The organism is Pannonibacter sp. XCT-53, from assembly GCF_009915765.1.
Taxonomy (GTDB): Bacteria; Pseudomonadota; Alphaproteobacteria; order Rhizobiales; family Stappiaceae; genus Pannonibacter; species Pannonibacter tanglangensis.
Window position 1 is genome coordinate 2,066,460 of record NZ_JAABLQ010000001.1, and the last position, 24,975, is coordinate 2,091,434.

The 24,975-nt window shown below is 67.9% G+C and carries 16 protein-coding genes; 4 read left to right on the top strand and 12 right to left on the bottom strand.

Annotation, left to right across the window (positions count from 1 at the left end):
- Positions 1-76: 76 nt before the first annotated feature.
- Together GWI72_RS09145 and GWI72_RS09150 are read right to left on the bottom strand one after the other, a co-directional pair.
- Complete coding sequence (locus GWI72_RS09145; RefSeq protein ID WP_161708442.1) at positions 77-1,948, bottom strand: adenylate/guanylate cyclase domain-containing protein; 1,872 nt, start codon at positions 1,946-1,948, stop codon at positions 77-79.
- Between the two features lie 130 nt (positions 1,949-2,078).
- Positions 2,079-3,245, bottom strand: a complete 1,167-nt coding sequence (locus GWI72_RS09150; RefSeq protein ID WP_161708443.1) for a CoA transferase — start codon at positions 3,243-3,245, stop codon at positions 2,079-2,081.
- 199 nt (positions 3,246-3,444) lie between these two features.
- On the opposite strand from GWI72_RS09150, the gene GWI72_RS09155 reads away from it, so the two are divergent.
- From GWI72_RS09155 to GWI72_RS09165, 3 genes are all read left to right on the top strand, one after another.
- Positions 3,445-4,512 carry an SAM-dependent methyltransferase gene (locus tag GWI72_RS09155; RefSeq protein WP_161708444.1) on the top strand — a complete coding sequence of 356 codons (1,068 nt, stop codon included), beginning with the start codon at positions 3,445-3,447 and terminating at the stop codon, positions 4,510-4,512.
- Positions 4,513-4,567: 55 nt separating this feature from the next.
- The gene (pepN, locus tag GWI72_RS09160; protein ID WP_161708445.1) at positions 4,568-7,210 is read left to right on the top strand and encodes an aminopeptidase N; all 2,643 of its coding nucleotides are present in this window, start codon (positions 4,568-4,570) and stop codon (positions 7,208-7,210) included.
- A gap of 179 nt (positions 7,211-7,389) precedes the next feature.
- Complete coding sequence (locus GWI72_RS09165; RefSeq protein WP_161674181.1) at positions 7,390-9,729, top strand: sensor histidine kinase; 2,340 nt, start codon at positions 7,390-7,392, stop codon at positions 9,727-9,729.
- 68 nt (positions 9,730-9,797) lie between these two features.
- Here the strand turns inward: GWI72_RS09165 and GWI72_RS09170 are convergent, their stop codons facing one another.
- The 4 genes from GWI72_RS09170 to GWI72_RS09185 form a co-directional block, all read right to left on the bottom strand.
- A complete protein-coding gene (locus tag GWI72_RS09170; RefSeq protein WP_161708446.1) occupies positions 9,798-12,791 on the bottom strand; it encodes a bifunctional [glutamine synthetase] adenylyltransferase/[glutamine synthetase]-adenylyl-L-tyrosine phosphorylase in 2,994 nt (997 codons plus the stop codon).
- The gene (locus GWI72_RS09175; RefSeq protein ID WP_161708447.1) at positions 12,772-14,205 is read right to left on the bottom strand and encodes an ATP-binding protein; all 1,434 of its coding nucleotides are present in this window, start codon (positions 14,203-14,205) and stop codon (positions 12,772-12,774) included. Before GWI72_RS09175 ends, GWI72_RS09170 begins: the two co-directional genes overlap by 20 nt.
- Positions 14,186-14,905 carry a response regulator transcription factor gene (locus tag GWI72_RS09180; protein WP_161708448.1) on the bottom strand — a complete coding sequence of 240 codons (720 nt, stop codon included), beginning with the start codon at positions 14,903-14,905 and terminating at the stop codon, positions 14,186-14,188. The genes GWI72_RS09175 and GWI72_RS09180 overlap by 20 nt, the downstream gene beginning before the upstream one ends.
- Before the next feature lie 233 nt (positions 14,906-15,138).
- Positions 15,139-16,662, bottom strand: coding sequence for a Do family serine endopeptidase (locus tag GWI72_RS09185; protein WP_161708449.1), 1,524 nt, complete (start codon positions 16,660-16,662; stop codon positions 15,139-15,141).
- A gap of 386 nt (positions 16,663-17,048) precedes the next feature.
- Here GWI72_RS09185 and GWI72_RS09190 point away from each other — a divergent pair, with 386 nt between their 5' ends.
- Positions 17,049-18,125 (top strand): DUF2336 domain-containing protein, encoded by a 1,077-nt coding sequence (locus GWI72_RS09190; protein WP_208995690.1) that lies wholly within the window; start codon positions 17,049-17,051, stop codon positions 18,123-18,125.
- Between the two features lie 58 nt (positions 18,126-18,183).
- On the opposite strand, the gene GWI72_RS09195 is transcribed toward GWI72_RS09190, so the two are convergent.
- The 6 genes from GWI72_RS09195 to GWI72_RS09220 form a co-directional block, all read right to left on the bottom strand.
- Entirely contained in the window at positions 18,184-18,684 is a 501-nt protein-coding gene (locus tag GWI72_RS09195; RefSeq protein WP_161708450.1) for a cytochrome c-type biogenesis protein, read from the bottom strand.
- An 11-nt stretch (positions 18,685-18,695) separates the two neighbouring features.
- Complete coding sequence (locus GWI72_RS09200; protein ID WP_161708451.1) at positions 18,696-20,681, bottom strand: heme lyase CcmF/NrfE family subunit; 1,986 nt, start codon at positions 20,679-20,681, stop codon at positions 18,696-18,698.
- Positions 20,682-20,792: 111 nt separating this feature from the next.
- On the bottom strand, positions 20,793-21,242 hold the full coding sequence (gene ccmE / locus GWI72_RS09205) for a cytochrome c maturation protein CcmE (protein WP_161674195.1): 450 nt from the start codon (positions 21,240-21,242) through the stop codon (positions 20,793-20,795).
- Positions 21,243-21,499: 257 nt separating this feature from the next.
- Positions 21,500-22,660, bottom strand: a complete 1,161-nt coding sequence (gene ccmI, locus GWI72_RS09210) for a c-type cytochrome biogenesis protein CcmI (RefSeq protein WP_161674197.1) — start codon at positions 22,658-22,660, stop codon at positions 21,500-21,502.
- A gap of 87 nt (positions 22,661-22,747) precedes the next feature.
- Positions 22,748-24,193, bottom strand: a complete 1,446-nt coding sequence (locus GWI72_RS09215) for a hypothetical protein (protein ID WP_161708452.1) — start codon at positions 24,191-24,193, stop codon at positions 22,748-22,750.
- Between the two features lie 187 nt (positions 24,194-24,380).
- Complete coding sequence (locus GWI72_RS09220; RefSeq protein ID WP_179956049.1) at positions 24,381-24,833, bottom strand: lipoprotein LipA; 453 nt, start codon at positions 24,831-24,833, stop codon at positions 24,381-24,383.
- Positions 24,834-24,975: the final 142 nt, after the last annotated feature.

Genomic DNA, 24,975 nt, shown 5'->3' on the forward strand with positions numbered 1-24,975 from the left:
CAGACCGCAGCCCCCGCCGACAGGCGAAATGGCGCTTCTGTGATCGGCATCACACAGGCAGGGGAGGAAATTACGCCTATTCCGCAGCCACTTGGCCGTCGACGTCGCGCAACAGGGCCGGGTCTGCATCCGCATCAAGCTTCCAGACCTCGACGTCGCCACTGCGCCCGCGCAGGCGGTGCGAGCCGACGGGAGCGCAGACGCAGCCGGGCGGCAGGCGGGTGATGGTGGCGTCGGAAGCAAGGATCACGACCTCGTCGTCCGGAGCCACCTCGCGGCCGAGCGACTGCAGCCGTTCGCAGACATTCACCGCATCGCCGACGATGGTGTAGTTCCAGCGGTCCAGCGCGCCGACATTGCCGACGACGACAGAGCCCGAATGGAGGCCGATGCGCAGACGCATGGCAGGCCGCCCGGCGGCGATCTGCTGCTGGTTCCAGGTCTTCACGGCCTGGCTGATCCGCTGCGCCGTGCGGACGGCGGCGACCGCATGGTCGGCCCGCGCATCAGGGGCGCCCCAGAAGGCCAGCATGCCGTCGCCGACGAACTTGTCGACCGTGCCGCCCTCCCCCTCGACCGCCTCGACCAGCAGGCCGAAGTGCTCGTTGAGGAGTTCTGCCGTCTCCGCCGCCGTCAGGTGCTCCGATACGGCCGTGAAGCCGACGATGTCGCTGAAGAGCATGGTCAGTTCCGCCTCCCGTGCCATGGCGGCGCGATCGATGCCCAGGCGCATCAGCTTGCGGAACAGGGACCGGGGCACGTAGGTGTTCATGGCCTTCAGGCCGATCACCATGGCGTTGAAGGCCAGCGCCACCTGGTCCAGCTCCTTGACCCGGCTGCGCGGCAGCGGCGTCACCTCGTCCAGCGCCAGGCGTCCGACATGCTCCGACTGTTCGGCAATGTCACGCAAGGGGCGCGCGACGCGGCGGCCGAGCCAGATCGCCAGCAGCACGGCAACGATCATGGCGCCGAAGCCGACGACGGCCGACCCGGACAGGCGACGGATCTCGCGCGAGACGGAGGTGCCGCGGAAGTACTGGCCGATGATCCAGGGCGTCTCGCTGTAGCCGGTGATCGGCACACGCATGAGGATGAAATCCTCGCCGTTGGCCTCGATGCCCAGCACCTCGATGCCGAGATCGGCTGCCTTCTGGAAGGTGGAGAAATGCTCCCCGGTCGGCACGCCGGCGAGCACGGGATCGCCAAAGCGGGCCACGGGCGCCGGCAGGGTCGCTTGCGGCGACCCGCCGGTCAGCAGCAGGTGCTGGTCCGAGTGGACGATCAGCTCGTCCTCGCCGTTGATGATGAAGGTGGTGGAATCCGGTCCCTCGTCGAGGGCCCGCACCGCATCGCCAAGGCTGGACATGGACGTGGCCGCCGTCAGATAGGCGACCGGCTTGCCGTCCTGGACGATCGGCACCGTGACATTGGCGAAGACGCCGGAGGAATTGGTGACCAGCGGGCCCCAGACCGGTCGGGAACTGGGCATGACCTCGGGCAGCGCATGCCTGACGCCACCGGGCACGTCGGAGGCCTTGCGGAACGGCCAGAGCTTGCCGTTCGGGGCCTTGTAGACGCCGTAGGTCTCCCCTTTCGGATCGGTGATCAGGAGAACGGTGATGCGCGAGTTGGCCGCGAGTGCCGCCGACAGGTCCGCCAGCACGCCTTCCTTGTCGCTCAGGGTGATCTGGTCCTCGTCCAGGAGAACCTTGAGGGCGACGACCGCATCTTCCATCTGGTCGAGATAGCCGCGAACCTGCCGTTCCATGCTCTGGATGATGAGGATGGCCTTGTCGTTGAGCAGCGAGAACGTGTTCTGCACGTTCGCCTTGACCATCATGAACAGGACGAGCGAGACCGCCGCGCCGACCAGCAGGCCGAAGCCGAGACTGACCACCCGGGTCAGCGGTATCTGGCGTAGGCCCATGAAGCGCGGCCGTGCGGCCATCGGGATCGGTCCTTCCTGCAATCTGCCGGATCCGGCGGGCGGTCGCACGCCGCCGGAGCATCCCGCATTGGGTGCCCGGATTGCCCGTCAAGGCAAGCCCGAGCTTGTAACAGCATGTCGTTACGACAGTCTAACCTTCAAGCCCGGCGCGGATCTCGGCGCCATGCTCGTCAAGCCTCGGTGCCGCGCGCTCAAGCACGAGCGCAGCGTTGCGAAAGCGGATCGGCGTGCGCACGGAGGGAACCATGCCGTCGGCCGCGCCCGTCGCCGGCAGGTCCACCTTCAGGTTGCGGTGGCGGACCTGCGGGTCGGCGAAGACATCGGCGACCGAATTGATCGGGCCGGCGGGAACCCCGACCGCCTCCAGACGCGCCAGCAGGTCATCACGGCCGATCCCCGACGTGCGCCCGGCCAGCTGCGCGACGAGGGCGTCCCGGTTGGCGACCCGGGCGCTGTTGGTCGCATAGGCCGGATCGCCCGCGAGCCCGGCGCAGTCCAGCACGCTGCACAGGCGCTGGAACTGGCCATCATTGCCGCAGGCGATGATGAGATGGCCGTCGGAGGCAGGAAAGACCTGATAGGGCACGATGTTGGGGTGGGCATTGCCCATCCGCCGCGGCGCCTTGCCGGAAATGAAGTAATTCTCCGCCTGATTGGCGAGGACGCCGACCTGCGCATCGAGCAGCGCCATGTCGATGTGCTCGCCCTCCCCGGTCATGTCGCGGCGGCGCAGCGCCGCGAGGATCCCGATGACGCTGTAGACCCCGGTGAAGAGATCAGCGACGGCAACGCCGACCTTCTGCGGCTCGCCATCGGCGGCGCCCGTCAGGTCCATGTAGCCGCCAAGCCCCTGGATCATGAAGTCGTAGCCGGCCCGGTGGGCATAGGGACCGTCCTGGCCGAAGCCGGTGATCGAGCAGTAGATCAGCCTGGGGTTGACGGCGCGCAGGCTGTCATAGTCAAGGCCGTACTTGGCCAGTCCCCCGACCTTGAAGTTCTCGATCAGGATGTCCGTCCCGGCGGCCAGCCGGCGCACCAGGGCCTGACCCTCGGCCGTGGTGAAATCGACGGCGATGGAGCGCTTGCCGCGGTTGCAGGCGTGGAAATAGGCGGCATCCGGCCGGTCCTCGTCCGCCGTCTCGACGAAGGGAGGTCCCCAGGTGCGGGTGTCGTCGCCCTGCGGGCTCTCGACCTTGATCACGTCGGCCCCGAGATCCGCCAGCGTCTGTCCGGCCCAGGGACCGGCGAGGATGCGGGCGAGTTCGAGAACCTTGATGCCTTCGAGAGGTGCGCGCACGGAAAGCTCCTTGGCAGGGCGGGAGGACTCAGGCGCCGGCCCTTCCGGACCGACCCTGCTGCGATACCCGCAGCCGCCGGCCCTTGCAACGAAAAGGACGGGACCACGCCCCTTCGTTGCCGGTTGCGGATGCACAACCGATCCTGCTACGCCTGTGGCTGGCGCTGCCGACCCTGTCATTTTCCGGGATACCTGCACCATGTTCAAGAAGCCGAGCCTGACAGACGACATCCGCGCCTTTGTCGAACGCACCGTCGAAACCCTGTTCGATGGCCGCATCCGGCTGACGCGCGGGACGGGCCAGCCGAACATCAACCCGATGTGGGCGAAGACGAAGGACATCGAGTTCCTGCACTACAACATCAAGACCATGGGATATCAGCTCGCCCGCAAGCTCGCCTCGGAGCTGCCGGTGCGCACGGGGCTCACCCCCACCCATGTCGGGCTGGACAGCAAGGCCTCGACACAGGCGGACCTGGAGACCGACTGGGCCGCCTACTGGGCCGGGCGCCTGCGCATCCCGATCTTCTACCATCGCAAGCTGTGGGAGTTCGTCTATGTCCTGCAGGCCCTGCACGAGCATGGCATGATCGCACCGGGCAGACGCGGCCTCGGCTTCGGCTGCGGCGAGGAGCCCATCCCCTCGCTTCTGGCCAGCGAGGGCGTCGACGTGCTGGTCACCGACCTGCCGCCGGACAACGAGGCCGCGAAGGTCTGGTCGAAGACGCATGAATACGCCGCCACGATCGAGAAGGCCTATCGGCCCGAGCTGGTGTCGCGGGAGGCCTTCGAGCGGCACATCAGCCTGCGCTTTGTCGACATGAACGCGATCCCCGACGACCTGTCGGACTTCGACTTCACCTGGTCGATCTGCGCCCTCGAGCATCTGGGCAGCCTGAAGCATGGCCTCGACTTCATCGAGACGGCGCTGCGGCCGCTGAAGCCGGGCGGTCTGGCCGTGCACACGACCGAGTTCAACTTCATGAACGACCAGGAGACCCTCGACAACTGGGTGACCGTGCTCTACCAGCGCCGGCACTTCGAGGACCTGGCTGCCCGCCTGACGGCACAGGGGCACAAGGTGCGGCCGCTCAACTTCGACATAGGCAAGGCACCGATGGACCAATTCATCGACATCCCGCCTTATGTCAATGACTGGCCGGCCATCCTGACCCAATGCTGGACCGATGGCGCCCCGCACATGAAGCTGTCGATCGACGGTTTCGCATCCACCTGTTTCGGTCTGATCATCGAAAAGGCGGCGTGACGGGGACGAGGCCACCCGCTACACCGCTGACCGAAGATCCCTGCAGGAGTACCCCATGTCGACCACCGACCAGACCGTTGTCCGCCTCGAGGACTACCGGCCGCCGGCCTATCTCATCGACAGGGTGGATCTGGATGTGCGCCTGCATCCCTCGGCAACGCGGGTCACCGCCGTGCTTGCGATCCGTCCGGCGGAGGGAACCCCTGCCGGCACGCCCCTTGTGCTTGATGGCGATGGTCTGCGGCTCGAGCATCTGCTGCTTGACGGGCGGTCGCCGGAACCCGAGGCCTACGCGGCAAGCCCGGTCGCGCTCACGCTCCATTGTCCGCCGGCCCAGCCCTTCCGCCTCGAGATCGAGACCGTGATCAATCCGGAGGCAAACTCTGCACTGATGGGGCTCTACCGGTCGTCGGGGACCTATTGCACCCAGTGCGAAGCCGAGGGCTTCCGCCGGATCACCTACTTCCTCGACCGGCCGGATGTGCTTGCGGTCTATACCACCCGCATCGAAGCCGACCGGACGGAGGCGCCGGTCCTGCTCGGCAACGGCAATCCCGTCGAGGCGGGGCCCATCGCCGGGACGGAGCGGCACTATGCGATCTGGCATGATCCGCACCCCAAGCCGGCCTACCTGTTCGCGCTGGTGGCCGGCCGCCTTGCGAGCGTGCATGACACCTTCACGACCCGCTCGGGCCGCCTGGTGCGTCTCGCCATCCATGTGGAGCCGGGCAAGGAGGACATGTGCGGCTGGGCGATGGACTCGCTGAAGCGGTCCATGGCCTGGGACGAGCACGTGTTTGGCCTCGAATATGACCTGGACGTGTTCAACATCGTCGCCGTGTCCGACTTCAACATGGGCGCGATGGAGAACAAGGGCCTCAACATCTTCAACGACAAGTACGTGCTGGCCGACCCCGAGACGGCCACCGACCAGGATTACGGCCATGTGGAGGCCGTGATCGCGCACGAGTACTTCCACAACTGGACCGGAAACCGCATCACCTGCCGTGACTGGTTCCAGCTCTGCCTCAAGGAAGGGCTGACGGTCTTCCGTGACCAGGAGTTCAGCTCCGACATGCGCTCGCGCCCCGTGAAGCGGATTGCGGATGTGCGGATGCTGAAATCGCACCAGTTCCCCGAGGATGCGGGGCCGCTGGCCCATCCGGTCCGCCCGCGCGCCTACCGGGAGATCAACAACTTCTACACGGCGACCGTCTACGAGAAGGGGGCGGAGGTCGTGCGGATGCTGAAGACGCTGCTGGGTGCGGAGGACTTTGCCGCAGGCATGGCGCTCTACATCCGCCGGCATGACGGGGATGCGGCAACCATCGAGCAGTTTCTTGCCTGTTTCGCCGAGGCAGGCGGGCGAGACCTTGAGCAGTTCGCGCTGTGGTACGAGCAGGCCGGCACGCCGCGACTGGAGGTCACCAGCGCCCATGATCCCGACACGGCAACGCTGAGCCTGACGCTGACCCAGTCGCTCGGTCCGACGCCCGGACAGGCCAGCAAGCTGCCGATGCTGATCCCCGTGCGGCTCGGCCTGATCGGCCCGGAGGGCGCGGACATCGGGCTCAGGCCGCGCGAGCGTGACCGGGTTCAGGGGGACGTTCTCCTGCTCTCGGAGCGCAGCCAGACCTTCACCTTCGACGGCGTGACCGAGCGCCCGGTCCTGTCGCTGCTGCGCGGCTTCTCGGCTCCGGTCACCGTCAACGCCACGCCAAGCCCTGCCGATCTCCTGTTCCTGCTGCAGCACGACAGCGATCCCTTCAACCGCTGGCAGGCTGCCCAGGATCTGGCAACACGCGAGCTGATGCGGCTCTACGCGGCCCGGCGCAAGGGGGACGTGCTCGCGGTCGATGCGGCTCTCGTTTCGGCACTCGGTGATGTCCTCACGGACGAGGACCTGGATCCTGCCTTCCGCGCGCAGGTGCTGCACCTGCCCGGAGAGGCCGACCTGGCGCGGGACATTGGCCGGGATGTCGACCCGGACGCGATCCTGTCGGCCCGCACGCAGCTGCGTCACGCGATCGGGCGCGCCCATGGCCAGACATTTGCAAGCCTGGCCGACCGCCTCGGCCGGCGCCCCTTCGCGCCGGATGCCGCAGACGCGGGAGAGCGGGCCCTGAAGGGGCTCTGCCTCGCTTACCTCGCTGTCTCGGATCAGGACACCCGGGCCGACATCATCGCCCGGCATGCGCGCGAGGCGGACAACATGACCGACAGGATTGCCGCCCTGTCCGTTCTGGTTCACGAACACCTCGCGGGGGCGGACACGGCCCTTGCCGCCTTTGAACGGCGGCATGCCGGCCATCCGCTCGCCATGGACAAGTGGTTCACGGTCCAGGCGACAAGCCCGCATGCCGGCACGCTGACGATCGTGGACGCCCTCACCCGGCACCCGGCCTTCGACTGGACCAACCCGAACCGCGTCCGGGCCCTCGTGGGGGCATTCACCACCGGCAACCAGTCGCAGTTCACCCGACCGGATGGTGCCGGTTTCGTCTATCTCGGAGACGTGGTCGAACGGCTGGACCAGCGCAACCCCCAGCTCGCCGCCCGGCTCGTATCCGCCTTCCGGTCCTGGCAGGCGCTCGAGCCGAAACGGGCGGCACTGGCCGAAGGCGTGCTGTCGAAGCTCGCGGGACGTGCAACCCTCTCGAAGGACACGCGCGACATCGTCGAGCGCTGTCTGGCATAAGACTCGCAAATCAGACACTTAGCGAAAGGTTAACGCGGCAGCGCAAAACAGCGCGCCCGCGTTAACCAAAAATTTTCGCCCGACCTCTGGACAAAACCCGACCTCTGGATTCAAATGACCTTGATTCGGCCGTAACTGCTTCCCGGATCATGGATTTTCAGACAATCGGGACATTGCCGATGGCGCGGGCATTTGCCGGCAGCGCGTCCATGCGACGCCTTGCCCAGATCACAGCAGGGAAGAAGGCCGGCACCCTCACGGGCCACATCCGCCTGCTCGCGCAGCCGACCTACCAGCGCCTCCTGCGGACTGAACCGCTGTTCCGTCGGCTCATCCCGGTCCTGTGCCTGGTGTTCATCGCAAGCATTGCCGTCTATCGCGTGCTCGAACTGTCCTATGACTATCAGGACGTCGAACTGCAGGCGCGCGACGAGATCGCGCTGATCGCCTCGGTCCTGTCGGCACGCATCGGATCGGAAGAGAGCGAGCTGCCTGATGTCGGTTACCGGTCGGCGCTGCAGCGCGTGCTGGCCGACGCCCTGCCGGCCGGCGCCACCAGCGAAGGCCGCGTCATCCTTGTCACCGACCCGTCCGGGCTGATCGTTGCCAGCGCACCGCTGCAGGCCGAATACGAGGGCCAGATCATCGGCGACATCTTCGGCCCGGCCCAGCCGCTCACCGTCTTCGGCGCGAGAGCCGGTGTGCTGACCATCAACAAGGACAGCGGCAGCCCTGCCCTCGCCACGGTGCATCATCTCAACGGTCGCCTCGGCATGGTCGCCGTGATGCAGCCGGAGAAGGACATTTTTGCAGAGTGGCGCGGCGATGTTTCCGCCAACGTGACCCTGTTCGTCGGCACGGCAACGGTGCTGCTCGTCCTCGTCTATGGCTTCTTCTCGCAGGCCACCCGCGCCGAGCAGGCCGACGAGATCTATGCAGCGACGCGCGGACGCATCGATACCGCCCTGACCCACGGCCGTTGCGGCCTGTTCGACTGGGACCTGGCGCGTGGCCGCGTGTTCTGGTCCGCTTCGCTCTATGACCTGCTTGGCCGCGAACCCAAGGACGACATCCTCGGCTTTGCCGAGATTTCCGAGCTGACACACCCGGACGACATCGACCTCTACGCGCTCGCGGAAAGCCTGCTGAGTTCGGGGGACACGACGGTGGACCGGATGTTCCGGATGCGTCACGCCAACGGGTCGTGGGTATGGCTGCGGGCGCGCGGCGAGGTCCAGATCGAGCCGGGTCGCGGCGAGCCGCATCTGATCGGCATCTGCATCGACGTGACCGAACAGCACGAGCTGGCCGAGCAGAGCCGCACGGCGGACCTGCGCCTGCGGGACGCGATCGAGACGATTTCCGAAGCGTTCGTGCTGTGGAACGCCGACAACGAGCTGGTCATCTGCAACTCCAACTACCAGTCCCTGCACAACCTGCCGGAGACCGCCGTCCGTCCGGGAACGCCCTATGCCAAGGTGATGGCAGCGGCCCGGAACTCGCACATCACCACGATCCCCGCCCGGGGACCTGCCCCCGTCGCCGGCAGCAATGCCAGCTACGAGGCACAGCTCGATGACGGACGCTGGCTGCAGATCTCGGAGCGGCGGACCAAGGATGGCGGCTTCGTGTCCGTCGGCACGGACATCACGGCGCTGAAGCGTCAGGAAGAGCGTCTCATGGAAAGCGAGCGCCGTCTCATCGCCACGATCTCGGACCTGCGCAAGTCACGCCAGACGCTCGAGATGCAGGCGCAGCAGCTCGTCGAGCTGGCCGAGAAATACGCCCAGGAAAAGACCAACGCGGAGAACGCCAACCGCGCCAAGTCCGAGTTCCTCGCCAACATCTCGCATGAGCTGCGCACGCCGCTCAACGCGATCATCGGCTTCTCCGACATCATGGACAAGGGCATGTTCGGGCCGATCGGCTCCAGCCGCTATGCCGAATACTGCCGCGACATCCACGAAAGCGGCACCTACCTGCTCAATGTCATCAACGACATCCTCGACATGTCCAAGATCGAGGCCGGACGGATGGACATGAGCGTCACGCCGCTCGACGCCGCGACGGTCGCCGACGAAGCCATCCGCATCATCCGGGCACCGGCCCAGGAAAAGATGATCGAGGTGACCTGCGACGTCCCGGAAGGGCTGGTGATTGCCGCCGACCGCCGGGCCTTCAAGCAGGTGCTTCTGAACCTGCTGTCCAATGGCGTGAAGTTCACGCCGGAGAGCGGTCAGGTGCGGCTGACGGCCAGCCTGCGCGGCGGAATGGCCCGCTTCGAGGTGGTCGACAGCGGCATCGGCATCCGCAAGGTCGACATCGAGCGGCTCGCCCAGCCCTTCGTGCAGGTGGAGAACCAGTTCACCAAGACGCACAAGGGTTCAGGCCTCGGCCTAGCCATCGCCCGCTCCCTCGTCGAGCTGCAGGGCGGCGCGCTGGCAATCAGTTCCGTGCCGGGCCAGGGCACGACGGTTGCCTTCACCCTGCCGCTTGCCCAGGAAGCCCACGCCGCCTGATCGCGAAAAGCCGGGCCCCGGCGCGGCGCGGGTCCGTCAGCCTTCAGCTCTGCTTGGCCTCAGCTCTGTCAGGCCTCCAGTGCCTCGGGCAGCACCACAGGTCCGACGAGCGTCTCGAAGATCTGCCGCACGCGCTGCTGCGTCTCGGCAAGTTCCAGCTCGAGGCGGCCGAGATCCGGCGCGGAACTCGCATGCAGCAGCAGGTCGACGACGCCACGCGGCGCTTCGGCGACCTTGAAGGAGCCGGCCAGCGTCATCCTCAGCACCTGTGTCAGGCGATGATAGAGCCTGAGCGCCGCCGACAGCGGTCCGGCCGTGTCGGCGTCGAGCAGGCCGGCATCAAGGGCCCGGGCCAGCACCTCGCCGGTGTTCTGGGCAAGGATCTGCGGGTGGCGGTCTCCTTCCACCAGCTGCAGGAACTGGGCAATGAACTCGATGTCGACCAGGCCTCCGGCAACCTGCTTGAGATCCCAGATGTCCCGTGTGCCCTTTTCCTTCTCGATCCGGGCGCGCATGGCGGCGACATCAAGGGCGACCTTCGCCCGGTCGCGCGGCTGGCGCAGCGTCTCGTGCAGGAAGCGCGTCACGCGCTCTGCAAAGTCGGGCGAGGAGGCGGCAATCACGCGGCCGCGCGTGAGTGCCATGTGCTCCCACGTCCAGGCTTCGGTTTTCTGGTAGGTCTCGAAGGCGAGCAGGCTGGTGGCCAGCGGCCCCGCATTGCCCGATGGCCGCAGCCGGAAGTCCACCTCGTAGAGCGTGCCTTCGGCGGTCTGGGCCGAGAGTGCCGTCACCAGACGCTGCGTCAGCCGGATGTAGTACTGGCTGACCGGCAGAGGGCGCGCGCCATCGGACTGGGTCGCGTCCCCGGGCACGTCATAGAGCAGGATCAGGTCGAGGTCAGACGTGGCCGTCATTTCCTCGCCGCCGAGCTTGCCCATCGCGATCACCGCGTGCTGGCCACCCGCCACCTTGCCGTGACTGGCCCCCACATGTGCCTCGACCTGCGTCAGGATGCGGTCGACGACGACTTCCGCGAGCCGGGCCAGGGCGTAGCCGACCTGATCGCCACTCAGGGTGTCGGAGAGAAGCCGCAGACCGACGAGGAACTGCTGCTCCTGGGTGAAGATGCGGGCCCGGTCGAGCGCCTCCTCGTAGTGGCGGGCCTGCGCCAGCGTCAGGTCGAGACCGGTGCGGAACTCGACCAGGCTCGGCATGGAGCCATAGAAGGCCGGATCCAGAACCGCATCGAGCACGTGTACCCGGCGTGCGACCGTCTCCGCGAGGCGGGGCGCCGAGCCCATGACCGTGGCCAGCATGTGCAGGAGGTGCGGGTTCGAGCGCAGCAGCGAGAAGAGCTGCACGCCGGCCGGCAACCGGGCGAGAAAGGCGTCAAAGGCCCTGAGGGCCGCATCGGCGTTGTCGGTCTCCGCCAGCGCCGAGATCAGCACGGGATGCAGCTCTGTCAGGCGTTCGCGGGCCTTTGTCGAGCGCATGGCCGGATAGCGTCCGAAATGCCAGGCCTTGATGATCTTGGCCGCTTCCGACGGCTGGCGATAGCCGAGGCTCCAGAGGGTCTGCAGCGTGTCCGGATCGTCGTCGTCGCCGGTGAAGACCAGGTTGCCCATGTCGGAGGCCAGCTCCGGCTCGTCCTCGAACAGCTCGGCGTAATGGCGCTGCACCCGCTGCAGATGGAACAGCAGGCGGGCCTCGAAGGCCGGCCGATCCTCGAACCCGCACAGATAGGCCACACGGGTCAGCCCTTCCTCGTCCTGGGGCAACAGGTGGGTCTGCTCGTCGTTGAGCATCTGGATGCGGTGCTCGACGCTGCGCAGGAAGCGGTAGGCCGCCTCGAGATCGGACCGGGCCTCTTCCTCGATCCAGCCGGCGGCAACGAGCCGCTGCAGCATGTCGAGCGTGCGCCGGCCGCGCAGGTCCGGGTTGCGGCCACCGGCAATCAGCTGCTGGGTCTGGACGAAGAACTCGACCTCACGGATGCCGCCCCGGCCGAGCTTCACGTTGTGACCGGCCACGGCGATCTTGCCATGGCCCTTGTGCATGTGGATCTGCCGCTTGATCGAGTGCACGTCGGCAATCGCGGCGAAGTCGAGATACTTGCGCCAGATGAAGGGCACGATCTCGTGCAGGAAGGCGTCTCCTGCCGCGAGATCGCCGGCGCAGGGCCGGGCCTTGATCAGCGCGGCGCGCTCCCAGTTCTGCCCCAGTGCCTCGTAATAGGCGAGCGCGGCCGGCACGGACATGGCCACCGGCGTCGCGCCCGGGTCCGGTCGCAGCCTGAGGTCGGTCCGGAACACGTAGCCGTCGCCGGTGCGCTCCTGCATGATCTTCACGAAGCGCTTGGTCAGACGCACGAATTCGACCGGCGCCTCCGCCCCGCCGCGCAGGGGCGTGATCGCCGGGTCATAGAAGACGATGAGGTCGATGTCGGACGAGTAGTTGAGCTCGAAGGCCCCGTGCTTGCCCATGGCCAGCACGATCAGGCCGCTGCCGACTTCCGGCTGGTCCGGATCGGTGATCTCGAAACGGCCCCGCTGCGCCAGGTCGCGGAGACAGAAACGGATGGCGGCGGTCAGGGCGGCGTCGGCGAACTCGGCCAGTCCCCGGGTGACCACGTCCAGATCGACGGCGCCGGCGATGTCGGCGAGCCCGAGGCACAGCGCCAGCTCCTGCTTCAGGTGCCGCAGCCGGCGCATCAGCTCGGCCTCGCTGTCCTCGCGTGCCGCACGGCCGGCTGCGATGGTCGCCGCAATGAAGGCCTCTGGCCGGGCGGTGAGGATGCGTCCCAGACGCTCGGGGCGGATCAGGCAGAGGTCGCGCAAATACGCGGAATTGGCCATGACCGCGCCGAGAAACGCCGACAGCCGGGCGTCGCTGGCGATCAGGTCCAGCACGGCGGCGCTGCCTTCCGAGGGATCGGCCTCCGCACGCTCGCGCAGGTCCGCCACCAGCCGGTCGGCGCGCTGCGGGTCGATCGCATGGGGCAGGATGACAATCCGGTGGCTCAGGGGCCGCGTGTCCCCGCCGTCAGCTCCTGTCGTCCCCATTGCGTCCCTCGCCTCCCGTCTTGGCATCCGGCGCGGCCACGAGGTCGAGGCGCGCCAGCAGTCCCGGCTGTGCATCGGCCAGAACGAGGGTGCCGCCGTGCAGGCGCGCGATGGCGCGCACAAGGCTGAGCCCCAATCCATAGCCAGGCTCGGACCGGCTCTGCTCCAGGCGCACGAACCGGTCGACGACGCGGTCCCGGTCCTTCGCCATGATGCCGGGGCCATTGTCGGCCACCGAAAGCAGAATCCGATCCTTCTCCTGTCTGACCATTACGGTTATTGACAGGGGCTGTCCATCGTCCGTCCGTGCATACTTCAGGGCGTTCTCGATCAGGTTGACCAGCGCCTGGGCGATCAGCTCGCGGTTCCCGAGGGCCTTCGGCACCGGCGCCAGGTCCAGCGACAGGCGACCGCCCTCGTCTTCCAGCACCGGCCCGTAGAGTTCGGCCATCTCCTCGGCAATGGCACGCACATCGACCGGCTCGAGGCCCCGGTCCGGCGACATGGCCTCGACCCGGGCGATCCGCAGCAGCGCGTCGAAGATCCGGATCAGGCCCTCGCTGTCCTCGATCGTCGCCTCCAGCGCCTCGCGCAGGTCCGCTTCGCCGCGTGCCTCGCGCAAGGTCGTCTCGAGGCGGCTGCGCAACCGGGTCAGCGGCGTCTTCAGGTCGTGGGCGATGTTGTCGGTCACGTCGCGCAGGCCCTGCATCAGCAGCTCGATGCGGTCGAGCATGGCATTGAGGCTGACGGCGAGGCGGTCGAACTCGTCCCCGTTGCCGGCCAGCGGGAGCCGCTGCGACAGGTTTCCGTCCATGATCTGGCGGCTGGAGGCGGCCATCGCGTCGATGCGCTTCAGGACCCGCCGGCTGACGAAGGCCCAGGTGACGACGGCCATCAGGATCACCACCACCAGCCAGACACGCAGGGCGCCGGCGAGGATGTCGCGGAAGCGGGCCTGCTCGCCGAGATCCCGGCCGACGAGCAGGCGGAAGCCGCCTGGCACCTCGAAGGTGCGCACCACGGCCTCGCGCTCCATCTCGCCCTCGCCCCGGGCATACTTGACCCGTCGGACACCGCCGTCGGCCTCTTCCAGCACGGTGGTCGGCAGGCGGGAAATGTTGCCGGCCAGCACGTTGCCGGCGAAATCGACGAACAGGTAGAGGCTGGCATCGGGCCGGCGTGCGCGGCTGTCGATGGCCGAGACCAGGGCCCGGGCGCCGCCGCGGGCATACTGGTCGGACAGGCCCTGGATCTCCGCGTCCACCGTCTGCACGACCTGTTCGGTCATGAGCGAATCCGTGTTGTGGCTGACGGAGAACAGCAGGAAACCCGACAGGCCGGTGAAGACCGCGAGATAGAGCAGCGACAGCTTGAAGGCCGTCGTCCGCAGCAGCCTAGCCAGCGGTGCTGTCACGGTCCGCGCCCTCCCGGCCGGACCCGGTGCGGATCGTATAGCCGGCGCCGCGCACGGTCTGCAGCAGCGGTGTGTCGAAGTCCTTGTCGATCTTGGAGCGCAGCCGCGAGATGTGCACGTCGATCACGTTGGTCTGCGGATCGAAATGATACTCCCAGACATTCTCGAGCAGCATGGTCCGGGTGACGACCTGGCCGGCATGCTGCATCAGGTACTCAAGCAGACGGAACTCGCGCGGCTGCAGCGGGATGTCGCGCCCGGCGCGGGTGCAGCGGTGGGCCAGCCGGTCCAGCTCCAGATCGGCCACCCGATAGACCGTTTCCACGTCGCCGCCGCTCTTGGGCCGGCGGCCGAGGGCCTCGACACGGGCCAGGAGCTCGGTGAAGGCATAGGGCTTTGGCAGGTAGTCGTCCCCGCCGGCCCGCAGGCCCGTGACCCGGTCATCGACCTGACCGAGGGCTGACAGGATGAGCACCGGCGTGTGGTTGCCGGACTTGCGCAGCGCCTGGATGACCGACAGGCCGTCGCGGCGCGGCAGCATGCGATCGACGATCAGCACGTCATAGGCTCCGTCGAGAGCCATGGACAGCCCCTCGTCGCCATCGGCCGCCTGGTCAGCCATGTGGCCGACTTCCTTCAGACCCTTGGCGAGATAGGCAGACGCCTGCTTGTCGTCTTCGATGATCAGAATCCGCATCATGCCCTTCTTTTACCTGAGTTCTGCACGGGGACAAACGGGACGGGGACAAACGGGAGGCCGCAGGTCCGGGCGGATCTTGCAGTCCTGCGCTGCTGCGGGCTTGCGCCGGGACCGGCGGATGTGGCCCGGGCGGCCACGCGAGCCCCGGCGCGCGGGCCGTCTTGCGACAGCCCGCGCTCCGGTCGTCTCCCGTTCAAGGGCAGCGGACCTCAGGGAGACGGCGTCATCAGCGATCAGGCGAGAGGCACCGCCACGAAGCGCGAGGCATCCTCGCTGAAGACGCGCATCAGCACGGCCTTGCGGCCATCCTTCTCGGCCCGCGCGATGGCCGCTTCCACGTCACGGGCCGAGGTCACCTTCTGGCCGGCCACCTCCGCGATGACGTCTCCGGCGCGCAGGCCCGTTTCGGCGGCCGGGCCGTTGGGATCGATCTGGGTGATGACCACCCCTTCCACATCGAGACCGGCACGACGGGCGCTGGTGACCTCGAGACCAAGGTCGGCGAGTTCGGTCTGACCGGACACCGACGGGGTCACGGCGGCCGCTTCGGCGTCCTTCAACCGGCCGAGCGTCACGGTGATGTCGCGCTCGGCACCGTCGCGCCAGACGGTGAGGTTGACCCGCGTGTCGGGGGCGAGACCTGCAATCAGACGGGACAGTTCGCGCGGCCCCTTCACCGCCTGGCCGTCGACGCGCAGGATCGTGTCGCCCGCCTGGACGCCGGCCCTGTCGGCCGGGCTGCCGGCCTGCGGGTCGGAGACGATGGCGCCTTCCGCCTTGGCCAGACCCAGGCTTTCGGCAATGTCGGCCGTGACCGGCTGGATCTGCACGCCGAGCCAGCCGCGGGTCACCGTGCCGGTTTCCTTTAGGTCACCGACCACGTCGGTTGCCGTCGAGGCCGGGATGGCGAAGGCGATGCCGACATTGCCGCCGGAGGGCGAGAAGATCGCGGCATTCACCCCGATGACCTCCCCCTTCATGTTGAAGGCCGGTCCGCCGGAGTTGCCCCGGTTGACGGGCGCGTCGATCTGGATGAAGTCGTCATAGGGGCCGGCGCCGATGTCGCGGCCCCGGGCCGAGACGATGCCCGCCGTCACCGTGCCGCCGAGACCGAAGGGATTGCCGATCGCCACCACCCATTCGCCCACGGCCGGAGCATCGTCGGCGAAGCGGACATAGGTGAAGGGCCTGTCGCCCTCGACCTTCAGCAGCGCGAGGTCGGTGCGCGGGTCGGCGCCGATGAGCTTGGCCTCGCGCTCGGTGCCCTCGTTGTCGATGACGATGAACTCGGTGCCCTTGTCGATCACGTGATGGTTGGTGACGACATAGCCGTCCTCGCTTATGAAGAAGCCCGAGCCCTGCGACATGCCGTAGGAGCGCGGGTCGCCGCGCTGCTGGCCGCGGTCCCCCTCGCCGCGGCGCTCGAAGAAGCGCTGCAGCGGATGGCCCTCAGGCAGGTCCTCAAGGCCGGGCATACCGAACATCTGCGGCCCGCGGTTGCCGAAATTCATCATCTGCGGCTCGGCCGCCTGCTTGACGCGGACGCTGACGACGGCCGGCTGCACGGCACGGACGACCTGGGAAAAATCGGCCGGCGCGCTCGCTGTCACGCGCACGGCCTCGGCGAGGGCCGGCTGTCCGGGCAGGACGGTCTGGGCGGTCAGGACACCGGCGATCCCGAGGGCCATGGCGCCGGCGAGCAGCCGGGAGCGGCGCGCGACATGGAGCTTGGAACGGGGGCTTGCGGTCTCGGTCATGAAGGCTCTCCTTGGAGGTCTTGGAGCTTGAGGAAACATCTGGGCGGGAAACGCGGGGACCTTTCCCTCACCCTCGAGACCAATATGGAGAGACCTGCCTTACAGCCGCCTGTCGGGCGGATTAATCCTTCGTAATGTCGCCGCACCCCTCCGGCTCAGCCCGCCCGTCGCCCTGCTCCGTCGCCGCGAGGCTGCGTCACCGGCCTGCGCCGCTGGCCTGCACCGCTGGCACGGACAGGGCTTCGGAGGGGGAGAACATGACGCTCCGTTCAGGTGAAAAAACGGGAGATACCTGCCAGTTTCTGTAATCGATTTATCCCTCTGTAAAGGCTTTGGAGCCTAGCTTGGAGCTTCAGGGATCATGACTTTGGGCAGTCGGGGCGAACATGCTGGCATCACTGGTCGATCTGGCGCGGGAAAGCAGCAGCGACAAGCGCCGGGAGCTTATGGGACACGTCGCGGCCCTCTTCGTGGATGGTGCGGAGCGCTACACGAACGAGGAACTGGCGCTGTTCAACGACGTTCTGGTCAACCTCATCGACATGGTCGACATCGACGGCCGCGAGAGCCTGTCGCAGCAGATCGGCTCGATCGAGACGACACCGCGCGAGCTCGTGCTCAAGCTCGCCAATGACACGGCCACGGTGGCGGCTCCGGTGCTGCAGAACTCGCCGGTGCTCACCGACGACGACCTTTACACCCTTGCCAAGACCAAGGGGCAGGATCATCTGCTGGCGATATCCAAGCGCGACGCACTGCAGGCCCGCGTGACCGACATCCTGCTGGAACGGGGCGAGCAGCCGGTGCGCCGGTCGGTGGCCGCCAACCCGGGCGCCGAGCTGTCGGACTGGGGCGGGCGGCTTCTGGTCAAGCTCGCCGAGACGGATGCGACGCTGCGCGAAAGCCTGACGGAGCGGCACGACCTCAACCGCGCCAATTTCGAGAAACTGCTCGCCATGCTGCCGGTCGACCGCCAGACCAAGCTGCGGCACATCTTCGAGAACAACGAGCGCGTCGCCCGCGACCTGTTCCGCGAGGCCAGCCTGCTCGTCGATGACACCAAGCTGGAGCGTCGCAAGGCCCGCCTCAACACCAAGGCGACGCTGAAGGACATCCGGGACGGCCAACGCCCGCTCGACGAGGTGGTGATCGAATACAGTCTGGCGAATGACCTCTACGATCTCGCCTTCCTCCTCGCGAACATTACCGCCATGGACGAGAAGTTCGTCCGCAACGTGATCGTGCGCCAGGACATCGAGGCCATCGCCGTGCTCTGCCGCTCGCTCGAGATCGGCGAAGTCGCCTTCAGCGCGCTCTGCAAGGCGCGGGCCCGGCAGATGAAGGCAGCACCAACGGTCGTCGACACCTGGATCGGCGAGTTCCGCATCCTGTCGGTCGCCGAAGCCCAGCGGACGATGCGCTTCATCAAGGTCCGCCTGTCGGCCATGGCGGCAGCCGCCTGAGCTGGCCTCGCGCCGCCGCAGGCACGGGCGCACGCGCAGACGCGGCCGTCCGGTCGGGTCAGGCCCGACCGTCCTTGTTCAGGATCTCGTTCAGTTCCCGCTGTTCGGCCTCGGTCAGCCCACCGCTGGCGGCGGCCAGGGCCGCACGCTGCCGCTGACGACGCATCGCCACGTAGATGGTGCCGAGCCCGGCGACCAGCGCCACCGGCGCGGACGCCCACAGCACCAGCGTATGCCAGGCCAGTCTCGGCTTCAGCAGCACGAACTCGCCGTAGCGCGAGACGAGATAGTCGATGACCTGCGCATCGCTGTCGCCGGCCACCAGCCGTTCGCGGACAAGGACACGAAGGTCCTTGGCCAGCGGCGCGTCGCTGTCGTCGATCGACTGGTTCTGGCAGACCATGCAGCGCAACTGTGCCGACAGCCCCCGCGCACGCTCTTCCAGGACAGGGTCCTTCAGCACCTCGTCCGGGGCGACGGCGGCGGCGGGCGTCAGCGCGCCGGCCAGCAGGGGCAGCATCCAGAGTGCGACCAGAAGCCGGGCAAGCAGGCGGCGCATGACGATCCTCCTCATTCGGCCGGGCTCAGGCCCGCGGCCTTGTTGCGCGCGGGCTTGGGGGCGCCGACGCGCAGGCGCCGGTCGGTCAGCGAGATCAGGCCGCCCAGCGACATGAACAGGGTGCCGATCCAGATCAGCGTGATCATCGGCTTGTAGTAGGCGCGAATGTCTGCGCCACCGCCGTCCCGCGTCTCGCCGAGCGAGACATAGAGCTGGGAGAAGCCGAAGGTCAGGATCGAGGCCTCCGTCGTCGGCATGCCGCGCGCCGGGTAGATGCGCTTGGAGGGATCCATCGAACCGACTTCGGTGCCCCCCTTGCGCACGTCGAAATGGCCGACCTGTTCGTTGAAGTTCGGTCCCTGCCGGGGCACGATGCCGGTGAAGGTGAGCTGGTAGCCTGCCACGTCGAAGGTGTCGTTCGGCCGGACCGTGCGCACGATCTCGGTCTGGAAGGCCGTCGACATGACGATGCCGAGCGTCGTCACGCCGATGCCGAAGTGGCCGAGCACGGTGCCATAGGTCGACCGCGGCAGGCCGGCGAGACGCGACAGCACGCGGCTTGCCCCGATCTCGCCGAAGCGGACGCGGGCGGCCAGTTCGGCCAGCGATCCGACCATGATCCAGACCGCGACGCCGACGCCGATGGGCGCCAGGACCTGCTGCATGCCCCAGGCCCAGAAGACGGCGAGGGTGATCAGGATGGCAACACCGAACACGGCATAGAGCCGCTGCGCCGCCGCCAGGATGTCACCGCGCTTCCAGGCGAGCAGCGGGCCGAAGGGAACGGCCAGCATCAGCGGGATCATCAGCGGACCGAAGGTCAGGTTGAAGAACGGGGGACCGACCGAGATCTTCTCCCCCGTCACCGCCTCGAGGGCGAGCGGATAGAGCGTGCCGACCAGAACCGCGGCGGTTGCGGCCGTCAGGAAGAGGTTGTTGAGCACCAGCGCGCCCTCGCGGCTGATGGGGGCAAACAGGCCACCCTGTTTCAGCAGGGGGGCACGCCACGCATAAAGCGTCAGCGATCCGCCGATGAACAGGCACAGGATGACGAGGATGAACAGGCCGCGCGCGGGATCGACGGCGAAGGAATGCACGCTGGTCAGCACGCCCGAGCGGACGAGGAAGGTGCCAAGCAGCGACAGCGAGAAGGTGAAGATGGCCAGCAGCACGGTCCAGACCTTCAGCGCCTCGCGCTTCTCCATGACGATGGCCGAATGCAGCAGCGCGGTGCCGGCAAGCCAGGGCATCAGCGAGGCGTTCTCGACCGGGTCCCAGAACCACCAGCCGCCCCAGCCGAGCTCGTAATAGGCCCAGTAGGACCCCATCGAGATGCCGAGGGTCAGGAACACCCAGGCCATCAGCGCCCAGGGGCGCACCCACCGCGCCCAGGCCGCATCGATGCGGCCGAGGATCAGCGCCGCGACCGCGAAGGCAAAGGTCACGGAGAAGCCGACGTAGCCCAGATAGAGCAGCGGCGGATGGATCGCGAGGCCGATGTCCTGCAGCAGCGGGTTGAGGTCGTTGCCTTCCAGCGGCGGCTGCGGAATGCGGCCGAAGGGGTTGGACGTGGCCAGCACGAACAGCAGGAACGCCGCCGTGATCCAGCCCTGCACCCCGAGCGTCGTCGCGCGCAGCTGGGCCGGGACGTTGCTGCTGAACAGGCCGACGAGGGCACCGAACAGCACCAGGATCAGCACCCACAGCAGCATGGAGCCTTCATGATTGCCCCACACGCCGGAGATCTTGAAGATCAGGGGCTTCGCCGAATGCGAGTTCTCCCAGACATTCACGACCGAGAAGTCGGAGGCGAGATAGGCCCAGGTCAGCGCCGCAAAGGACACCGACACCAGCAGGAACATGACCACCGCCATCGGCGCGGCCGTGTCCATCAGCCGGCGGTCCTGGGTCAAGGCACCCCAGACCGGAACCACCGACTGGATCAGCGCCAGCACGAAGGCCAGCACAAGCGCGAAATGCCCCGTCTCAACGATCATCTGTCTCTCTCCCGACACCTGCCGCCCGACCTCACCGGCAGGTCCTCCTGCCAGCCCGGTCGGCGCGGCCGTCGCCCATCGTCCTGCCCATCCTGATCCGGTCTGGCAGGCTCACTGCGGCGGCGCGCCATCACCCTTCCAGACCCCCTGCGCCTTCAGCGCATCGGCCACTTCCTTCGGCACGTAGTTCTCGTCGTGCTTGGCCAGCACGTTGTCGGCCTTGAACACGCCGTCCGGACCGACAATGCCCTCCGTCACCACGCCCTGCCCCTCGCGGAACAGGTCCGGCAGGATCCCGACATAGGTCACCGGCACGGCATTTGCCGTGTCCGTGACCCGGAAACTGACCCTTGCGTCATCGGAGCGCACCACGGACCCCGTTTCGACGAGCCCTCCCAGCCGGATGCGCTGGCCGGCGGGGATCTGCTGGGTCATCACGTCGGTCGGCGTCCGGAAGAAGACGATCTGGTCATTCAGGGCATAGAGAACAAGGCCGACCGCCGAGGCGAGAACCACGGCGGCGGATCCGATCAGCGTCAGTCGGCGTTGCTTGCGTGTCATGTCGCGTCTGCATCCCTCCGGATCGACCCTGCCCGTCGCCAGCGGCGGCAGGCTCCGGTCGATCATACGTCCGTTGCGGCGGCACCGTCGCGACGACCAGCGGTCGGACCGGTGCCGGATTGTCTCATGTTCCGGGGCCCCCTCCCGGGTCGTCCGGCCAGATCCCGCCGCGGGGCGTGCCCCGCCGGTCCGGCCCTCCGGGTCCGCCCGGTCGCGCAGCTGGCGCGCGGCCGACGACACCCGGCGTGATCCGGGGCTCAGGATCCGAGCCCGGCCTCCGTCTCCATCCGGCTCAGGGCGTCAAGCGCCGCCGGGTCGCTGGCCAGGGCCGCGCGGGCCCTTGCCAGGCTGTCTCGGGCCGCCTCGCGGTCACCGAGCACGGCCTGTGCCCGGATCAGGCGCAGCCACTCGTCCATCGAGCCGCCCTCGCTCATCAGCCGCTGCTGCAGTCCGTCGACCATGCCACGGATCATCTGCTGGCGGTCGCCCTCGCTCATGGCAGCGGCGGCCTCGACGGCCTGCGCGTCCGGTCCGGGCAGCGCAGGTGCCGTGATCTGCGGCCCGAGCGGCGCTGTCCCGCCCGGGTTTTCCAGCTTGGCCAGTTCCTGCCGGGCGGCCGGCACCCAGATGGCGGCCGGATCGGCGCCGTCGAGCAGGGCCTTCCAGGCTGCGATCGCTTCGGCCTGCTTGCCTTCCTGGCCAAGCGCCAGCGCCAGGAAGAAGCGCGGCTTCGGCGCGGTGGCGTCCAGCGCAACGGCACGCTCGAAGGCCGCGCGCGCGTCGGCCGTCACGAGCCCCTGCGCGGCCACGACCAGCGCCTCGCCCAGGTTGGATTCGCGCGGCTCGGTCGCGCCGTTGAGACGGATGGAATTGGCGAAGGCCTTGGCGGCGTCCGTCGGCCGGCCGAGGCTCATGTAGACCGGGCCGAGCACTTCCCAGCCCTGCCCGTCCGAGGGATTGTCCGCCAGATGCCGCTCCACCCGGGCAACGAGGATCTCGACAGGCTGCCCCTGCGGATCGGCCTGAAGCCGGGCTTCCAGCGGCTGGTCGGGCATCTGCGGCGAGCCGGTCGAGAGATAGAGCCCCAGCGCGCCGACCGGCAGCACGACGGCGGCGATCAGCACTGTGACCGAGACCGGCCAGCGGCTTGCCGGGCCGTCGGCGTCCTGGGTGTTCTGGCGATGGGCGGCAATCAGACGGCGCGCGATCTCCGTGCGCGCGGCCTCGGCCTGGGCCGCATCGATCAGGCCCCGCTCCGCGTCGCGGTCGACCTCATCAAGCTGGGCCCGGTAGACGGCCTCGTCGGCGGCACGGTTGGCTGCCTCCGCACTCATGCGATCGCTGCCCTTGCGCAGCGGGATGAGGATCGACAGGGCGGCAAGGCCCGTCATGAGGGCGAAGAGGATCCAGAGTGTCATGGCATGACATATAGGACGGGATTGGTCCCGTTTGCCACTGTCTCGTCTGTGACCTTGGGTCGCGTTGGTGGATTTTTCCCGTCGCGGTCAGGCCGCGCTCGCGGGCCCGGGGGCGGTTGCGGCCACGGCGGCCTGCCGGCTGCGCCGGATCTGGGCGGCGTAGTCCGGGCCGAAGTAGACCTCGGCGAGCAGGACGGCCGTGTCGATGGCAAACAGATGCGCGTCCCGCATCGGCCCGCTCTGCTTGCGCAGGTCGCTGATCAGCGCCCGGGTCAGGATCTCCAGCGTCTGCTCGACCGTATGCCGGGCCCGCTTGCTGACCTCGTTCACCGCCAGCGTCTCGGAATTGCCCCGCGCCATGGCAAGAAGGCGCAGGACGCGAACCGCCGCGTCGACCGCGGCCTCGTCGCGCGTCCAGTTGCCGTCCCTGTCCACCTTGGGCACCGCCAGGGCACGGCGCACCGCGCCGCTCGCCCCCTGCAGCTCGTCTGCCACCAGATGCGACATGTCCCGCCGGGTGTGCGAGATGCGGGCCTTCCACTGGTCACAGCCTGTCAGGTCCAGGTCCAGCTCCAGCCCCTTGACCAGCGTGGCGTAGGAGGAGACGGCCTCGGAGAACGCCACCGGATCCGGATTGTGCCGCTGGTGGTCCTTGGCCAGAACGTTGAGCCTTTCGGCTTCCGACACCACCATGTCGACGAAGGGCGCGAAGCGGCTCTGCGCCAGATCCTTCATCTTCTGCGTTCCGGCCAGCCGGGTCGCGAAGGTGCCGAGGCTCCACGGGGCATCCGCCCGGTCCAGCACGGCCGCCGCCAGAACCGGCACATAGTCGGGATGTTTCCTGGCATGCGCCTCGACGAGGGCAAGCACGTCCGTGTCCTGCTTGAGACGGCGTTCCGTCAGGTTCGGCGGCATGCGCCGGAGGAAGGCGGGCAGCCACGGCTCGGCCTGCAGCACGCGGGTCACGTCCTGCAGGTCCGCCACCGCCCGGTCTCCGCCCAGCACCATGGCCAGCCGCCGCGCCTCGCGTTCGGAGCCTTCGGCCCGGCTGATCGCCTCGCCCAGCGCGTCCGCCGCCTGCCGCCGCAGGACGGCAACGCGGGCGTGGACCTTCTCGGCGTCCGAGCGGATCGTGTCCAGGTCCTGCCGCGTGCGGGCGATGTCGGCGGGCAGCAGGTCCCGTTCCAGCCACTGCCAGATGCCGTTCAGATACGGCCGATAGACACGGCCAGCCTGCTTGTACGGCAGCTGCTCGTTGACGAGGAACGTGTCGAGGGGGGAGAAGAACAGGCGCTCGAGATGACCCTTGCGCGTCGCCGGCGCGGCCGGTGCCGGTCCCCGGAAAGCAGCCGGCGGCGGATCATCGCTGCGCAGAAGTTCGGCGGAGGCGGCGAGGATCAGGTCGAGATGCGGGTCGGTCTTGCCGGCCTGCCGGGCCCGTTCGAGACCGCGCACGAGCGTTTCCACCGCTCGCGGCGAGAGCGCCTTCAGATAGGACTGTATCTTGGCGGTCAGCAGATCTCGGTCGGTCATCTCTGGCGCTGTGGCAACGGATGTCAGGAATTCGTTTACCACGACGACACTTAAACAAATCTTTCCAGACCCTTGCCAGGACACGCCCGAATTTGACGAAACCTCGTGAAAAGCAACAGGGCGCAACCTGCCGGCGCGCCCTGGTCTGGAACAGTCACCCTGTCCTGCTGCGGCGGTGGTCGCCGGATCAGCTGATCGGCCGCCAGATGCCCTTCTCGTCCGTGCAGGTGGTCGAGCGGGCCACAACGGGGACCGGGGTCTCGCGGGAGGTCACGGAATGGGTGATCTCGCGGCATTCGGTCTTGTTGACCTGGTAGCGCGGCCCGAGGCGCACTTCACCGGTGCGACCGGTGCGGGGGTTGTCCCAGCGCACGGTGCCGCCGGCGCCCGGCGTGGCCAGGGCCTGACGCTGCGCTTCGGCCGCGACCTTGCGATCGCTCGATTCAAGGCCGAGCTGCGGCGTCCCGTCGAGCATCTGGTTGATCGCGGCATTGGCTTCCGCCTCGGCGATGGACTTCTCGGAGCGACCGAAGGCCGAGCCCCACAGCCCGACACCCGACCCGCCGGAATCACTGACCGAGCTGCAAGCCGAAAGGCTCGCCGCCACAGCCAAAACGACCGCAAATCCACCCCACCGCATCTGGCACTCCATCGCCGCGCGCAATCTGGCCCGACTGTTCGGGCCCCTCGTGGAACGCGCTGGCGCCGACAAGGGACCCATTCTTCCCTGACTTGGTTAACTTAGTGCAACTTTATGGCGCAACTAGGCCAAAGCCTTGCCT

Bases quoted from the DNA above. Each gene is read 5' to 3' on its own strand.
- GWI72_RS09180 (WP_161708448.1), bottom strand. From the start codon at position 14,905: ATGATGCGGATTCTGATCATCGAAGACGACAAGCAGGCGTCTGCCTAT.
- pepN (WP_161708445.1), top strand. From the start codon at position 4,568: ATGTCGACCACCGACCAGACCGTTGTCCGCCTCGAGGACTACCGGCCG.
- GWI72_RS09145 (WP_161708442.1), bottom strand. From the start codon at position 1,948: ATGGCCGCACGGCCGCGCTTCATGGGCCTACGCCAGATACCGCTGACC.
- GWI72_RS09200 (WP_161708451.1), bottom strand. From the start codon at position 20,681: ATGATCGTTGAGACGGGGCATTTCGCGCTTGTGCTGGCCTTCGTGCTG.
- GWI72_RS09185 (WP_161708449.1), bottom strand. From the start codon at position 16,662: ATGACCGAGACCGCAAGCCCCCGTTCCAAGCTCCATGTCGCGCGCCGC.
- ccmE (WP_161674195.1), bottom strand. From the start codon at position 21,242: ATGACACGCAAGCAACGCCGACTGACGCTGATCGGATCCGCCGCCGTG.
- GWI72_RS09220 (WP_179956049.1), bottom strand. From the start codon at position 24,833: ATGCGGTGGGGTGGATTTGCGGTCGTTTTGGCTGTGGCGGCGAGCCTT.
- GWI72_RS09155 (WP_161708444.1), top strand. From the start codon at position 3,445: ATGTTCAAGAAGCCGAGCCTGACAGACGACATCCGCGCCTTTGTCGAA.
- ccmI (WP_161674197.1), bottom strand. From the start codon at position 22,660: ATGACACTCTGGATCCTCTTCGCCCTCATGACGGGCCTTGCCGCCCTG.
- GWI72_RS09195 (WP_161708450.1), bottom strand. From the start codon at position 18,684: ATGCGCCGCCTGCTTGCCCGGCTTCTGGTCGCACTCTGGATGCTGCCC.
- GWI72_RS09165 (WP_161674181.1), top strand. From the start codon at position 7,390: ATGGCGCGGGCATTTGCCGGCAGCGCGTCCATGCGACGCCTTGCCCAG.
- GWI72_RS09170 (WP_161708446.1), bottom strand. From the start codon at position 12,791: ATGGGGACGACAGGAGCTGACGGCGGGGACACGCGGCCCCTGAGCCAC.
- GWI72_RS09215 (WP_161708452.1), bottom strand. From the start codon at position 24,193: ATGACCGACCGAGATCTGCTGACCGCCAAGATACAGTCCTATCTGAAG.
- GWI72_RS09190 (WP_208995690.1), top strand. From the start codon at position 17,049: ATGCTGGCATCACTGGTCGATCTGGCGCGGGAAAGCAGCAGCGACAAG.